Source organism: Streptomyces sp. NPDC060002, assembly GCF_042737245.1.
Classification (GTDB): Bacteria; Actinomycetota; Actinomycetes; order Streptomycetales; family Streptomycetaceae; genus Streptomyces.
The window spans coordinates 1-13,587 of sequence record NZ_JBHWUW010000103.1 but is presented as its reverse complement, the minus strand read 5'-3'; the positions used below and the strand labels follow the sequence as shown (position 1 = coordinate 13,587).

The following is a 13,587-nucleotide window of genomic DNA, read 5'->3' as shown; positions in this document are numbered from 1 at the left end:
CCGCGGACGTCGAGCTCGCCGCATGACCCCAGCAAGCCCGAACCATCCCAAACCCGACAAAGGTGCCTTGACGAAAGACATAGAGGCACCCCCCCGCTTCTCCCCACGAGAGGAACGGCACGCCATGCGCGCGACCCTGCGACAGGCGGCGCGGGCCACGGTCCACCTCTTCCTGGCCGCCGCCATGGCCTTCGGGTCGTACCTCTTCATCACCGTCCTGCTGATCGCCGCCACGGGCGCGGTCTCGGGAGTCGGGATCTGGCTGCTGCCCGAGACCGTGCTGCTGATCCGCCGGATCGCCGGGGCGAAACGGCGGTTGACGGCGTCCTGGACCGGCCGGGAGATACCGGAGGCGTACCGGACGGTCACCGGCCCGCTGCGCGAGCGGCTGCGGACGGCCGCCGGGGATCCCGGCACTCTCACCGATCTGCGCTGGCTGGGGGCGTACTACGCCTATGGCTGGCTGGCGGTGCTCATGCTGCCGCTGTGGCCGGCGGGTCTCCTCGTCGACGGTGTGCGGCGCGGACTGCTGGGCCGCGAGGCGCTGGTCCTGCCGTTGCTCGTCCGGCTCGCCGACCTGGAGGCGAGCTGGTCGGCCGCCCTGCTCAGACCCTCCCCCAAGGCGCTGCTGGCCAGACGGGTCGAGCAGCTCACCGCGACCCGGGCGGACGCGGTCGCCGCGCACGGCGCCGAACTGCGCCGCATCGAACGGGATCTGCACGACGGCGCCCAGGCGCGGCTGGTGGCGCTGTCGATGCGGATCGGACTGGCCCAGCGGGCGTACGGGGCCGACCCCGGCACCGCGCGCAAGCTGCTCTCCGACGCACAGGACCAGGCCGAGGAGGCCCTGACCGAACTGCGGCACGTCGTACGCGGCATCCACCCGCCGATCCTCACCGACCGGGGACTCGAGGGGGCCGTACGGGCGCTGGCGGGCAGCAGCGGACTCGGGGTGACCGTGCGGACGGACCGGCTTGCGGACGTGCCCCGGGCGCCGGCCGCGGTGGAGGCGGCCGCCTACTTCGTGATCGCCGAGGCGCTGACCAACGCCGCGAAGTACAGCGGGTCGGAACGGGCCGAGGTCGTGCTGGCCCGCTCCCGGACCGGGCTGAGCGTGCGGGTGCGCGACGAGGGGCGCGGCGGCGTCGACGAGAGCACCGGCACGGGACTGCTGGGCATGCGGCGCCGGGTCGCCGCGCTCGACGGGACCGTGCGGGTGACCAGCCCGGTGGGCGGGCCGACGGTGATCGAGGTGGAGCTGCCGTGCGTGTGGTGAACGCCGATCCGGCCGATCCGTCGTACGACCGGCACGACGGCCCGCAGACCTGGCCGGCACGACCTCCTCGGCGCTGCGCGAGCTCAAGGCCACGGTGAATGTGCTGCGTCGGGCGGACGAGGTGGACGCCCCGCTCGCCCCGGGCCCCGGTCTGGCGCAGCCGGCCGAGCTGACTCGGGCACAGCGCCGTTCAGGCGAAACCGCGGCCTCTTCCGCGTGCTTCGGCCCGGCCGCGTCCACAACTCAACCGTGACCCTCCCTCGCATCGCCCCCATGCTCGCCACCCCGGGCCGGCTGCCGCCCACCGCCCAGGACGCGCGCTGGGCCTACGAGACCAAGCAGGACGGGCAGCGGGCCGTGGTGTACCTCGCCGGAGACGGGAGCGTCACCCTGCGCGCCCGCTCGGGGGAGGACGTCACCGGCGCCTATCCCGAGCTGCGGCCACTGGCCGAAGCGCTCGGAGCCACGCCTGCCGTGCTGGACGGCGAGGTCCTCGCCCTGGACGGACAGGGCCGGGCCGACTTCCAGCTGCTCCAGTCCCGGATGGGCCTGGTCCAGGCGCCGGGCAAGGCCGCCCGGCTGGCGGCGACGGCCCCCGTGCACCTCGTGCTGTTCGACGTGCTGCATCTCGGCGGGCAGTCCCTTCTCCCGCTGTCGTACACGCGGCGCAGGGCGCGGCTGGAGGCGCTGGCGCTGGACGGGCCGTGCTGGTCGACGCCGAGCGCCCTGGTCGGACACGGGCGGGAGGCCCTGGAGGCGACCCGCGCGCACGGCCTGGAGGGGCTGGTCTGCAAGCGTCTGGACTCGGCGTACGAGCCGGGGGTGCGCTCCCGCGCCTGGATCAAGATCCGGAACATGCGTGTCGCGGACGTCCTGGTCGGCGGCTGGCTGCCGGGCAGGGGACGGCTGACCGGGCTGCCCGGCGCCGTCCTGGTGGGACAGCGGGCCGCGACGGGACTGCGGTACGTCGGCGGAGTGGGCACCGGCTGGAGCGAGGCCGAACGGGTCGAACTCGCGGCCCTCCTGCTGGCCGCCTCGGCCGACGAGTGCCCCTTCGACGCCGTACCGCAGGCGCCGGACGCGCGGTGGGTCGTGCCCCGGCTGGTCGGCGAGGTCCGGTACAGCACGCGGACCCGGGCGGGGCTGCTGCGCCAGCCGTCCTGGCTTCGGCTGCGGCCGGACCTGACGCCCGAGGAGTCGGCGGCGGACCTGCCGGACATATCCGCCTGACCTCGCCTCGGCAGCCAAGTATTGGGCTGTGCTTCACCACTGATACGTCTGCGACCTCTTGGCGTGGAGGGGAAAACCGGGGAAGCTGAGCTGCTTTTCAACTCCCTCTCCCCACACAGCCGTTCGGCTGCGCCCGAACCCCGAGGAGGACGCAGTGTCATCATCGAAGTCCAAGGTCCACCGCAGGAGGTGGCTCACCGGGCTCGCCGGTGCCGCCGCACTCGTCGTGGCCTTCCCGTCGGCGGCCTTCGCCGCCCCGCCGACGGCCCTGCCGTCCAACGCCGAAGCCGCCGAGCTGACGTACCAGCCCGCGTTCGACTACGACACGGACGGCTGCTACTCGACCCCCGCCATCGGCCCCGACGGCACGATCAACGGCGGCCTCAACCCGACCGGCGCCCTCAACGGCAGCTGCCGGGACGCCTCCGACCTGGACAACACCAACAGCTACTCGCGCTACAAGTGCAACAACGGCTGGTGCGCGTACCTGTACGGCCTCTACTTCGAGAAGGACCAGGCCCTGGCGGGCAGCAGCATCGGCGGGCACCGGCACGACTGGGAGCACGTCGTGATCTGGGTGCAGAACGGCCAGGTCCAGTACGTCTCGACGTCCAACCACGGCTCGTTCACGGTGACGGCGGCCTCGGGCGTCCGCTTCGACGGCTCGCACGCCAAGATCGTCTACCACAAGGACGGCATCAGCACGCACTGCTTCCGGCTCGCCAACTCCAACGACGAGCCGCCGGAGAACCACAAGGGCACCTGGCAGTACCCCCCGCTGGTCGGCTGGAACGGCTACCCGGCGGGCCTGCGTGACAAGTTGAGCGCGTACAACTTCGGCAGCGCCAACTTCGGTCTGAAGGACGCCAGCTTCAACAACCACCTCTCCTCGGCGAAGCCGTCCGGGATCGCCTTCGATCCCGCCGCGTGAGCCATGGCCGCCGCCCGCGGCCGGGGTGCGTGCGCTCCCCGACCGTGGACGGCGGCGCACGCACGCCCCATGATGTCCGGATGGATCTTCACGACGAACTGCCGCCGGCCGTGCCGGCGAAGGAGCTGCTCGCCCTCGCCGACAGTCATCACGCCCGCGTCGCACGGCCGTTGGGCACCCAAGAGGTCGCCGGGCACCTGGTCAAGGCATACGCGCTCGAGGCGCCGGGGCGGACGGTGACGGAGCCCGCCGCCCGGGAGGCGCTGCGGGTCGCCGCCGGCCACCTGGAACTCGGGGCGCTGCGGGGATCGCTCGGCCTGGCCGTCGTGCTGGTGCACGCGGGCGGCGACGGGGACTATCTCCTCGTTCACACCTGGATCGAGGGCCACATGTCGGACCTGGCGGTGTTCACGGGTCCGGCCGGCCGGCCGGAGGACCTGCGGCCGGGGCGGGTGGGGCCGGCGCCGTGCGTGTGGGAGGCGGCCGTCCTGGCCCATGAACGCGAGGCCTTCGCACGGCAGGTCCTGGACGGCACCGGCCCCCTCGCGGAGCGGCTGGCCGCCTGGGGCGCGGACACGGTCGAGGGGGACGTCAGGTGAGCGCCGTCGCACGGGTCCGGCACGCCGAACGGTCCGATCTGGCGCGCGTCGCCGAACTCGCCGCCCAGCACGCGGAGTACGAGCGCGCCGCACCGCCCGTACCCGACCTCGCGAAGCGGCTGGCCGAGCTCCTCTTCGACGCGCCGACACCCCGGCTGTACTGCCTGGTCGCCGAACTGCCCGACGGCGAGGTCGTCGGCTACGCGACCTGCGCGCCCGAGCTCTCCACCTGGGAGGGCCGCGAGTACCTCCTCATGGACTGCCTGTTCCTGACCCCCGGCCACCGCGGCCTGGGTCTGGGCGCCCTGGTGATGAGCGCCGTGGCGGCCCAGGCCCGGAGCCTGGGCATGAACGAGGTGCAGTGGCAGACCCCGGCCTGGAACGAGGGGGCGATCCGCTTCTACGCCCGGCTCGGCGCCCTCGGCACCGACAAACGGCGCTTCGTTCTCGACGTGACCTCCCAGACGTGACCTCCCAGACCTGACCTCCCAGACCTGACCTCCCGGACGTGACCTCCCGGACGTGACCTCCCGGACGTGGCCTTCCGACGGCGCAGAAGCGGTCGCCCGCCCCTCGTCCGGGTGTCCGCGGAGCCGCCGTCGACGGGCCGGCCGCCCGTGGCCGAAACCGGCGAGCGGCACGGGCCACGGCCCCCGAGGGTCTATCGTGTCCCGCATGTCCGTTCCGGAATTGATCCGTATCGTCTCCCGTGACTCGCCCATGGCGCTGGCCCAAGTGGAGCGTGTGCGCTCGGAGTTGGCCGCCCTACATCCAGGTGTGCGCACCGAGGTCGTCCCCGTGAAGACGACCGGCGACAAGTGGATGGGCGACCTGTCCCAGGTCGACGGCAAGGGTGCGTTCACCAAGGAGGTCGACGCGGCGCTGCTGGCAGGCGCGGCGGATCTCGCGGTGCACTGCGTCAAGGACGTGCCGGCGGACCGGCCGCTGCCCGCGGGCACGGTGTTCGCCGCGTTCCTGAAGCGGGACGACATCCGCGACGCCCTGGTGCACCCGGGTGGCCGCACCCTGGACGAACTCCCGGCCGGGACGCGCATCGGCACCTCCTCGGTGCGCCGGGTCGCCCAGCTCGCCGCGACCCATCCCCATCTGGAGTGCGTGCCGTTCCGGGGCAACGCCAACCGGCGGCTGGAGAAGCTGGCGGCGGGCGAGGCGGACGCGCTGCTGCTCGCCGTGTCCGGCCTGGAGCGCATCGGGCGGCAGGACGTCATCAGCGAGGTGCTGTCGCCGGAGACGATGATGCCGCCGATCGGCGCGGGCGTCCTCGCCCTCCAGTGCCGCGAGGGCGACACCGACGTCATCGACGTCGTCAGCGGGCTGGGCGATCCGGCCACCCATCGGGAGGCCACGGCGGAACGCATGTTCCTGCATGTGCTCCAGGGGCACTGCAACAGTCCCATCGCCGGCTTCGCGCGCGTCGACCGCAGCGGCGAACTGTCCCTGCGGGCTTGCGTGTTCACCCCGGACGGGAAGACCCGGCTGAACGCCCACGAGTGGGCCGGCCCCCTGGACCCGGCGACGCTCGGGACGTCGGTGGCGGTGTCGCTGCTGCGTCAGGGCGCGCGCGAGATCATCGACGGCATCCCGCACTGACCGTCCGCCGACCCGTCGGCTCACCGAAGAGGGCGGCGCCTCTCAGGCGCTGCCCTCTTCGGCCTGGTCTCGCAGGAAGTTGCTGACCTGGCGGGCCAGGCTGTCGCGGCCCGCCACGGCCGGGGCTCCGCCGGATCCCTCGGCCAGGCCGATGCCGCCCGTCCACAGCCGGCGGTCGGCCCAGTCGTCGTCGACCCGCAGCTGGATCTGGACGTCCACCTGGCCGAGCGAAGCCTCGGGTCCCGCCGCGTAGAGCACGGCGGTGGCCCTGCGCAGGGGGTAGATGTCGAAGCCCTCGATGAACTGCGAGTTGCGCCAGTCGATGAACGCGCTCTCGCCCTCGGGCCCGAGCCGTACGTCGATCTGGCCGTCCTCGAGGTGGATCGTGGAGTGGTTGCCGCCCCTGTTCTCGACGGTCACCCGCAGACAGAAGTACGTCAGCCCCTCGGCCGCGTCGTCGCGTCCCCTGGGCGGCTCACTCTGCTCCAGGCGGTGGACGCTGACCCGCAGACCGGCATGCTCGTCGTACTCCTGCCAGTCCCCGACCACGTTCGGCTCGTACACAGTCCACCTCTCGACTTCTACCGGCTGCTTCCTATCCGTGCGCCGATCGCACTGTCAAATGAGCAGAATGCGCTGTGGCCAGGGAATTCATCCCTTTTGATCGCTGATCAAGCCGTGCGCAGGAAGAATCCGCCGACCGGCCGCGCAAGGGCTTGTCGGGGCGTGCCGCACATCACGTTCCCGGGCGGGGTCAGCGGGCCGGCCGGCCCAGGAGCGAGGAGGCGGCGGCGATGCCGAGCGCGGCGGCGACCGAAGATCAGCAGCCACAGGGCGGGCTGGACCGCCCGGGTGTACGGCTCGGTGCGGTCGTGGCGCAGCTTCTGCGGTTCGACGGCGCACAGGGCGGCGACCCGGGCCGGCAGCAGCCGCGAGCCGACCCGGGGCCGGGGCGGCCGCAGCAGCAGGTCGATGTTCTGCGGGCGGGCGTGGTCAGCCGACGCGCGGAGCGGTACGGCGGGTGCTTCGGACATCGCGGAAATCTCCTGCCTGCTCGTCGAGGGCGCTGCCGGCGACGTCCCGGAAGACGTCCTCCAGGGTCGGCACCGGGCGGTGGCCGGCGCACCCTCGGCGCGTCGGCGTTCCCCGAGCCCCTGCCGGAGCTCGGCGGGGGTACCGAGGGCGCGGATCCGGCCGTGGCGCATCAGGCGGATCCGGTCGCAGTACTGGTCGGCCTCGTCCATGGTGTGCGTGGTCACCAGGACGGTCATGCCGGTGGCCTCGCGCACGGCGGTGATGTGCTCCCGGAGACCCGTTCGGGCGATCGGGTCGAGGCCGATCGTCGACTCGTCGGGAATCAGCAGCCGGGGTGGCGCTGACCAGGGCCCGGGCGAGTTCGAGACGGCGGACCGTACCGCCGGAGCAGGTGCCGGCGAGCCGGTCGGCGGCGTCCGTGAGACCGATGGCGCCCAGCGCCTGGTCGACGCGTTCGGCACGCTCGCGCCGGGAGACGTCGAAGACGCGGGCGAACAGGGAGACGTTCTCGACGCCGCCGACGGGGAGGCCCTGCGCGCGGCGCTCCCGGTCCGGCGCGGAGGCAATCCACCCGAGGAAGGGTCACGGCCGAGGAGTCGCGAGCGGGAGTCAGAAGCGGCACGGAACAAATAGCATGAAAGTGTTTCAAGGTGTCCCAAGGCGGGAATTTTACGACTAGTGCTTCGGACAGGAGGCACGTCCGTGGGACGCCGCCGAGCGGCCGGTCCCGGGTGTTCTCCCGTCAGCCCGAGTACGTGCTTCCCACGGTGTCCGATCCTCCTCGGCATTCCTCCTGGAAGGCGCGCGTCATGCGTAGCACCGTCAGAACGAATCAGCACCCCCACGACGACGCGCCGGACACCGGCGAGTCCTTCGTGCGGCTCGTCGGTCTGCCCGACGGACCGGAGCGCCAGGCGCTCAAGGACGACCTGGTCCGCCTCTGGCTGCCGATGGCCGAGCGGATCGCCGTCCGGTTCCGGGGGCGCGGCGAGAACCTCGAGGACCTGTACCAGGTCGCCGCGCTGGGACTCGTCAAGGCCGTCGACCACTACGACCCGGAACGCGGCCGCGCCTTCGAGGCGTACGCGGTACCGACGATCACCGGTGAGATCAAACGGCACTTCCGCGACCACATGTGGACCCTGCACGTACCGCGCCGGGTCCAGGATCTGCGCAACCGGGTACGGAACGCGGCGAAGGAGCTGTCGCAGACGACTCCGGGGCGCCCGCCCACCATCACCGAGATCGCCGCGTACGCACAGCTCACCGAGGACGAGGTGCGCACCGGCGCGGAGGCGCTGGAATGCTTCTCCGCACTGTCGCTGGAGGCCGAACTGCCCGGCACCGACGGCTACGCGCTCGAGGACGCCCTCGGCGACCCCGATCCCGGTTACGACGCCGTCGTCGACCGGGTGGCCGTGGCGCCCTGTCTGCGGGCCCTGCCGGAACGCGAACGGACGATCCTGTACATGCGGTTCTTCGTGGGCATGACGCAGAGCCGGATCGCCGAGCAGCTGGGCATCTCGCAGATGCATGTCTCACGCCTGCTCAGTGGCTGCTTCGCGCGGCTGCGCGAGGAGATCGCCGCCGAGGCGGACTGACCCCCGGTCCGAGGGGCCTCACTCCGATGGACCTCACTCCGAGGGGCCTCACTCCACGGGACCCAGGGGCGGCGAGCCAGGAATCTGGGTGGGGCCGTACCGGTCCAGAAGGTCCTCCAGCCGCGCCCGGATCTCGTCGGGCATCTCCCCGGTGCGCCCCCAGACGAGGATCAGTTCGGCGACGTTGCGCAGCTTGATGTTGGTGTGCTGGGAGACCTCCTTCAGCACGAGCCAGCCCTGGTCGGGCGTCATCCGCCCGAGAGCGACCATCACGCCGATCGCCTGGTCGACCACGGCGTGGGAGGCGACCGCCTCCTTCAGCTGGTCGACCTCCTCCTGGAGTGCGAAGATCCGGGCCGTTTCATCCGTCGTTCCGTGCGGTACTCGTGCCACCGCTCCATCGTGCCACCGGGTCGCTCGGCAGGCGCCCGGGACGGTTCCGGCCGGACACTGGTGGTAGCCCCCGCCCGCCGGCCGAGAGACCAGAAACGCGAGTGCCATGAACCGTCGCCCGACATCCGCCCCCGGTGCACGGGGAGCCGTCTCCACGCACTCCGTGTTCGGCGCGCCCTGCTGGGTGAGCCTGACCAGTCGTGACCTGGACGCCACGCAGGGTTTCTACGAGGCCGTCCTGGGCTGGCAGTGGCGCCGGGGCGTCCTCGGCGACCACTTCCGTACGGCGCTGGTCGGCACCGTCCCGGTCGCCGGGGTGGCCGCCGTCGCCGCGATGTGGCAGATGGCGGTCGCCTGGACGCCGTACTTCGCCGTCCCCAGCGCGGACGACGCCGCGTCCCGGACCCGGGAGCGCGGCGGGACCGTCGCCGTGGGCCCGATCTCGCTGCCGCCGGGCCGGGCCGCGCTGCTGGCCGACCGGGACGGCGCGACCTTCGGGGTCTGGGAGGGTGAGCTGATCGGCAACTGGGAGGCCTGGCGGCAGGACGCGCCCGCCTTCATCAGGCTCCACACCCGCGACGCCTTCGACTCCGCCATCTTCTACGGCGAGATCCTCGACTGGGCCACGGACCGCCCCGGCTGCGTCGAGGTCCACTACGAGCGCGGCGAGGTCGTGCTGCGCAGCGGCGGCGATGTCGTCGCCCGGATCGAGTCGGGCGCGCTGGAGGCCGCGCCCGACCCCACGATCCGTCCGCACTGGCAGGTCCACTTCGCCGTCGCGGACGTGACGACCTGTGCCCGGGCGGCGGAGAAGCACGGCGGCAGCGTGCTGATCGAGACCGCCGACGAGGCCGTGCTGCGTGACCCGGACGGCGCCCAGTTCACGGTGACCTCGCGCCGGGGGCGCTGAGCGCGCCTGTCTCAGTCACCGCGGTGCGGGGGCCTGGCCAGCACGATCAGGCTGCGGGCCGCCAGCGCCACCTCCGCGCCCGCCTTGTACTCCGTCTCGTCCGGGCCGCCGTCGGGCTCCGCGGTGTCGGCGCACACCGTCCAGCGCTCGCCGTACGCGGCATCGGGCAGCCGGAAGACGACGGGTTCCCAGTAGCTGTTGAACAACAGCAGGAACGAGTCGTCCACGACGGGCCGGCCGCGGGGGTCGGGTTCGGCGATGGCGTCACCGTTGAGGAAGACACCGACGCTGTGCGCGTCGGCGCGCTGCCAGTCGCGATCCGTCATCTCGCGCGCGTCCGGCAGCAGCCAGACGAGATCGGGCAGCGGCTGCCGTACGTGTCTGACGGTCTGTCCCCGGAAGAAGCGGCGCCGCCGCAGCACGGGGTGGGCGGCGCGCAGGGCGACGAGGCGCCGGCAGAAGTCCGCCAGGCCGCGCTGCTCGTCGGTCAACCGCCAGTCGACCCAGGAGACTTCGCTGTCCTGGCAGTAGGCGTTGTTGTTGCCGCCCTGGCTGCGGCCGAGTTCGTCGCCGTGGCCGAGCATCGGGATGCCCTGGGAGAGCAGCAGCGTGGCGAGCAGGTTGCGCTGTTGCCGGGCCCGCAGGGCGAGGACCGCCGGGCGGTCGGTGGGACCCTCGGTCCCGCAGTTCCAGGAGCGGTTGGCGCTCTCGCCGTCCCGGTTGCCCTCACCGTTGGCCTCGTTGTGTTTGTCGTTGTACGAGACGAGGTCACGCAGGGTGAAACCGTCGTGCGCGGTGACGAAGTTGACGCCGGCGCGCGGACGGCGCCTGCTGTGCGCGTACAGGTCCGAGGAGCCGGTCAGCCGGGAGGCGAACTCGCCCAGCGAGCCGGGTTCCGCACGCCAGAAGTCGCGTACGGCGTCGCGGTAGGGGCCGTTCCACTCCGACCACAGCGGCGGGAAGTTGCCCACCTGGTAGCCGCCCTCGCCGACGTCCCAGGGTTCGGCGATGAGCTTGACGCGGCTGATCACGGGGTCCTGCTGGATGAGGTCGAAGAACGCGGACAGCCGGTCCACCTCGTGGAACTGGCGGGCGAGAGTGGCCGCGAGGTCGAAGCGGAAGCCGTCCACATGCATCTCCGTCACCCAGTACCGCAGCGAGTCCATGATCAGCTGGAGGACGTACGGGTGCCGCATGAGCAGGCTGTTGCCGGTGCCGGTGGTGTCGTAGTAGTGCGCCCAGTCGCCGTCCACGAGCCGGTAGTAGGAGGCGTTGTCGATGCCGCGGAAGGAGAGGGTGGGGCCCTTCTCGTTGCCCTCGGCGGTGTGGTTGTAGACGACGTCGAGGATCACTTCCAGGCCGGCCGCGTGCAGCGCCTTCACCATGGACTTGAACTCGGTGACCTGCTCGCCGCGGGTGCCGTGGGCGGCGTAGGCGTTGTGCGGGGCGAAGAAGCCGATGGTGTTGTAGCCCCAGTAGTTGGACAGGCCCCGGTCCGTCAGCACACCGTCCTGCACGTACTGGTGCACGGGCATCAGCTCGATCGCCGTCACGCCCAGCGAGGTGAGGTGCTCGGTCACCGCGGGGTGCGCGAGGCCGGCGTAGGTGCCCCGCAGGGCGGGCGGAACCTCGGGATGGGTACGGGTCAGGCCGCGTACGTGGGCCTCGTAGATCACCGTGTCGGCGTAAGCGCGCCGGGGCGGTTCGTCGTCGCCCCAGTCGAAGGCGGTGTCGGTGACCACGCCGAGCAGGGTGTGCCCGGCGCTGTCCGCCGGGTCGGGGCGGTCACCGGCCCGCTCGAAGAGGGAGGCGTGGTTGTCGATCTGGCCGTCGACGGCGCGCGCGTAGGGGTCGAGGAGCAGCTTCGCCGGGTTGCACCGGTGGCCGGAGCCGGGGTTCCACGGCCCGTGCACCCGGAAGCCGTAGCGCTGCCCGGGACCGGTCCCGGGCAGGTAGGCGTGCCAGACGAAGCCGTCGACCTCGGTCAGCGGGACACCGCGGGTGGTGCCGTCGTCGTCGACGAGGACGAGGTCGACGCGTTCGGCGACCTCGCTGAACAGCGCGAAGTTGGTGCCCTCTCCGTCGAAGTCGGCTCCCAGCGGGAAGGGGTGGCCGCTCCAGGCGGGCACCTCGGCACTCCGGTCCGTCCGGTCCGTCCGGTCCGTCCGGGTCTTGCGGTCCGTCCGGGTCTTGCGGTCCTTGCGGTCCTTCCGGTTCGGCCGTGAGGTCACCGGGCTGCCTCCAGGACGCCGTGCGCCCGGCCCGCCGTGGCCGGGGCGGCCAGGGCCGCCACCGGCAGTTCGCGGGGCACTTGACGCACCTCGCGCAGGCTCGGCGCCGGCGCGGTCGGCACCAGCGGGACACGTTCGCCGGAGCGGGCCCGCTGGGAGAACCAGATGACCTGGCTTCCGGCGCCGGTGGCGCAGCACCCCCAGCCGTCGCTCATCACGGCGATGCGCTCCAGACAGGCTCGCAGGTCCTGGTCGGGACGCAGCCGGTGGTCGTGCCCCCCGATGGCCGTGATCAGGTGTTGCCCGTTCCACCACATCTCGATCGAGGTGTGCTTGTCCGTGGCGTGCTCGTCGATCGCGGTCAGCAGCATCTCGGCGCCGCGGCAGACGGTCTCCACATGTGTCTCGAGGCCCCAGTAGGACAGGTGAGCGGCCAGGATCCGCCTGACCTGTCCGACCCGTTCCGGGCAGACGTCCACATCGAGGTGGTAGTAGCAGGGGACTGCTGTCTTCATCGTCGTTCGCTCCTCACCGGCGAGGCTCCCACTCCTGCTCGGCCCGACGGGCCAGAGTTCCCCAATACGAAGCGTGAGCGGTAATCGCTTCAGAGTCACAACCACAGTGGGGCTGCTACGCCATTCGTGCAACACGAGCACACCACGACCAAGATCCAACAGGACGTTGGGTGATGCGCCGTGCACCATAAGTGAAGGCCTCACAGGTTCGAAACTTCCGCGCCTCCGCGCAACGGGCCGACCCGGCCGCCTCGAGCGACCTCCCTCTTGCTTGAACTCCCGGAAGGTGCACAGCGCGATGCTGCAACCAGCGAAGACAGAAGTCGCCAGGACCTTGCGCAGTTACCGGGCCTGGGAGCGGGACATGCTGGCGCGGCCCGACGACCGCACGGCGCGGGCCGCGTTCGAGGACTGCGGCTACACCCTCTGCGTGCTGATGGGCAAGCGCTGCGCACGGGAGGCCGCGGACGCCGCCGAGCAGTATCTGCGGGCCGGTGTGGACGCCCTGCACCGGGAGCGCTGGAGCCTGAGCCGCAGGAACGGCGTCGCGCGGCTCTCCGCGACCCGGTCGCTCCCCTGCCTGCCCGCGGAGACGTAGCCCCGCGCGCGCAGGTGCAGCCGTTCGCCCAACACCGGGCGGACGAAGCCATTTTCGAGCCAGCGGAGGTGCAAGGGTGAAGTCCACCAGGGCGATCGGCCGTATCCCGGTACGGGACGTCGAACCGCGTGTGGAGTGCGGTAGGCGGCCGGCGAAAGCCGTGACCGGGGAGACGGTGCGGATCTCCGCGACGGTGTTCCGCGAGGGCCACGACGCCATCGGCGCCAACGTGGTCCTCAAGAGCCCCGACGGCGGCCGCGGGCCCTGGACACCGATGCGCGAACTCACCCCCGGCAGCGACCGGTGGGGAGCCGATGTGACCCTGGAGGCCATGGGCCGCTGGACCTACACCGTGGAGGCCTGGAGCGACCCGATCGCCACCTGGCGCCACCACGCGGAGATCAAGATCCCGGCCGGGATCGACCCGGGTCTGGTTCTGGAGGAGGGCGGCCAGCTCCACGAGCGGGCGGCCGCCCGGGCCCCGCGCGGACCGGAACGCACCCTGCTGCGGGACGCGGCGAAGAAGCTGCTCGACGACTCGGCCCCGGTGGCCGAGCGCTACGCGGCGGCGCTGACGCCGCGGGTCGACGCCGTGCTCGGCCGGTATCCGCTGCGGGAGCTGGTCACCGCCTCCGAGCCGCTGCCGCTGCTGGTCGA

General features: G+C 72.1%; 14 protein-coding genes and 2 pseudogenes. 10 read left to right on the top strand and 6 right to left on the bottom strand.

The window, feature by feature from the left end; all coding sequences use genetic code 11:
• Nucleotides 1–124 precede the first annotated feature (124 nt).
• From ACFWBD_RS40580 to hemC, 6 genes are all read left to right on the top strand, one after another.
• Complete coding sequence (locus ACFWBD_RS40580; protein WP_385678952.1) at nt 125–1,276, top strand: histidine kinase; 1,152 nt, start codon at nt 125–127, stop codon at nt 1,274–1,276.
• A gap of 273 nt (nt 1,277–1,549) precedes the next feature.
• Nucleotides 1,550–2,506, top strand: coding sequence for an ATP-dependent DNA ligase (locus tag ACFWBD_RS40575; RefSeq protein ID WP_385678959.1), 957 nt, complete (start codon nt 1,550–1,552; stop codon nt 2,504–2,506).
• Nucleotides 2,507–2,660: 154 nt separating this feature from the next.
• Nucleotides 2,661–3,437 carry an NPP1 family protein gene (locus ACFWBD_RS40570; RefSeq protein ID WP_385678949.1) on the top strand — a complete coding sequence of 259 codons (777 nt, stop codon included), beginning with the start codon at nt 2,661–2,663 and terminating at the stop codon, nt 3,435–3,437.
• Between the two features lie 80 nt (nt 3,438–3,517).
• Nucleotides 3,518–4,036 carry a hypothetical protein gene (locus tag ACFWBD_RS40565; protein ID WP_385678946.1) on the top strand — a complete coding sequence of 173 codons (519 nt, stop codon included), beginning with the start codon at nt 3,518–3,520 and terminating at the stop codon, nt 4,034–4,036.
• Nucleotides 4,033–4,506: a GNAT family N-acetyltransferase gene (locus tag ACFWBD_RS40560; RefSeq protein WP_385678943.1), complete on the top strand. Its 474-nt coding sequence runs from the start codon at nt 4,033–4,035 to the stop codon at nt 4,504–4,506. The genes ACFWBD_RS40565 and ACFWBD_RS40560 overlap by 4 nt, the downstream gene beginning before the upstream one ends.
• Before the next feature lie 205 nt (nt 4,507–4,711).
• A complete protein-coding gene (hemC, locus tag ACFWBD_RS40555; protein ID WP_385678940.1) occupies nt 4,712–5,647 on the top strand; it encodes a hydroxymethylbilane synthase in 936 nt (311 codons plus the stop codon).
• A gap of 42 nt (nt 5,648–5,689) precedes the next feature.
• Here hemC and ACFWBD_RS40550 read toward each other — a convergent pair whose 3' ends face one another.
• The 3 genes and pseudogenes from ACFWBD_RS40550 to ACFWBD_RS40540 all read right to left on the bottom strand — a co-directional run.
• Entirely contained in the window at nt 5,690–6,211 is a 522-nt protein-coding gene (locus tag ACFWBD_RS40550; RefSeq protein ID WP_385678937.1) for a hypothetical protein, read from the bottom strand.
• A 227-nt stretch (nt 6,212–6,438) separates the two neighbouring features.
• Nucleotides 6,439–6,681, bottom strand: a pseudogene (locus ACFWBD_RS40545) (multidrug ABC transporter permease); the annotation flags it as partial.
• Nucleotides 6,641–7,198: pseudogene (locus tag ACFWBD_RS40540) on the bottom strand (ATP-binding cassette domain-containing protein); the annotation flags it as partial. The pseudogenes ACFWBD_RS40540 and ACFWBD_RS40545, both read right to left, overlap by 41 nt.
• 293 nt (nt 7,199–7,491) lie before the next feature.
• Between ACFWBD_RS40540 and ACFWBD_RS40535 the strand changes: the two are divergent.
• Entirely contained in the window at nt 7,492–8,283 is a 792-nt protein-coding gene (locus ACFWBD_RS40535; protein ID WP_385678934.1) for a SigB/SigF/SigG family RNA polymerase sigma factor, read from the top strand.
• A 48-nt stretch (nt 8,284–8,331) separates the two neighbouring features.
• Here ACFWBD_RS40535 and ACFWBD_RS40530 read toward each other — a convergent pair whose 3' ends face one another.
• Nucleotides 8,332–8,676 (bottom strand): ANTAR domain-containing protein, encoded by a 345-nt coding sequence (locus ACFWBD_RS40530; RefSeq protein ID WP_385678932.1) that lies wholly within the window; start codon nt 8,674–8,676, stop codon nt 8,332–8,334.
• Between the two features lie 106 nt (nt 8,677–8,782).
• Here ACFWBD_RS40530 and ACFWBD_RS40525 point away from each other — a divergent pair, with 106 nt between their 5' ends.
• Nucleotides 8,783–9,586 carry a VOC family protein gene (locus ACFWBD_RS40525; RefSeq protein WP_385678929.1) on the top strand — a complete coding sequence of 268 codons (804 nt, stop codon included), beginning with the start codon at nt 8,783–8,785 and terminating at the stop codon, nt 9,584–9,586.
• An 11-nt stretch (nt 9,587–9,597) separates the two neighbouring features.
• On the opposite strand, the gene glgX is transcribed toward ACFWBD_RS40525, so the two are convergent.
• Together glgX and ACFWBD_RS40515 are read right to left on the bottom strand one after the other, a co-directional pair.
• Nucleotides 9,598–11,715, bottom strand: a complete 2,118-nt coding sequence (gene glgX, locus ACFWBD_RS40520; RefSeq protein WP_385678955.1) for a glycogen debranching protein GlgX — start codon at nt 11,713–11,715, stop codon at nt 9,598–9,600.
• 98 nt (nt 11,716–11,813) lie between these two features.
• On the bottom strand, nt 11,814–12,332 hold the full coding sequence (locus tag ACFWBD_RS40515) for a pep a2 (protein WP_385678926.1): 519 nt from the start codon (nt 12,330–12,332) through the stop codon (nt 11,814–11,816).
• Between the two features lie 298 nt (nt 12,333–12,630).
• Here ACFWBD_RS40515 and ACFWBD_RS40510 point away from each other — a divergent pair, with 298 nt between their 5' ends.
• Both ACFWBD_RS40510 and ACFWBD_RS40505 read left to right on the top strand, forming a co-directional pair.
• Complete coding sequence (locus ACFWBD_RS40510) at nt 12,631–12,930, top strand: DUF5133 domain-containing protein (RefSeq protein WP_385678924.1); 300 nt, start codon at nt 12,631–12,633, stop codon at nt 12,928–12,930.
• A gap of 76 nt (nt 12,931–13,006) precedes the next feature.
• A partial coding sequence (locus tag ACFWBD_RS40505; RefSeq protein WP_385678921.1) for a maltotransferase domain-containing protein occupies nt 13,007–13,587 on the top strand: 581 nt, incomplete at its 3' end.

What these genes read in the sequence shown, in the direction of transcription:
- ACFWBD_RS40510 (WP_385678924.1), top strand. Translation starts at nt 12,631, where the DNA reads ATGCTGCAACCAGCGAAGACAGAAGTCGCCAGGACCTTGCGCAGTTAC.
- ACFWBD_RS40525 (WP_385678929.1), top strand. Translation starts at nt 8,783, where the DNA reads ATGAACCGTCGCCCGACATCCGCCCCCGGTGCACGGGGAGCCGTCTCC.
- ACFWBD_RS40575 (WP_385678959.1), top strand. Translation starts at nt 1,550, where the DNA reads ATGCTCGCCACCCCGGGCCGGCTGCCGCCCACCGCCCAGGACGCGCGC.
- ACFWBD_RS40535 (WP_385678934.1), top strand. Translation starts at nt 7,492, where the DNA reads ATGCGTAGCACCGTCAGAACGAATCAGCACCCCCACGACGACGCGCCG.
- ACFWBD_RS40515 (WP_385678926.1), bottom strand. Translation starts at nt 12,332, where the DNA reads ATGAAGACAGCAGTCCCCTGCTACTACCACCTCGATGTGGACGTCTGC.
- hemC (WP_385678940.1), top strand. Translation starts at nt 4,712, where the DNA reads ATGTCCGTTCCGGAATTGATCCGTATCGTCTCCCGTGACTCGCCCATG.
- ACFWBD_RS40580 (WP_385678952.1), top strand. Translation starts at nt 125, where the DNA reads ATGCGCGCGACCCTGCGACAGGCGGCGCGGGCCACGGTCCACCTCTTC.
- ACFWBD_RS40565 (WP_385678946.1), top strand. Translation starts at nt 3,518, where the DNA reads ATGGATCTTCACGACGAACTGCCGCCGGCCGTGCCGGCGAAGGAGCTG.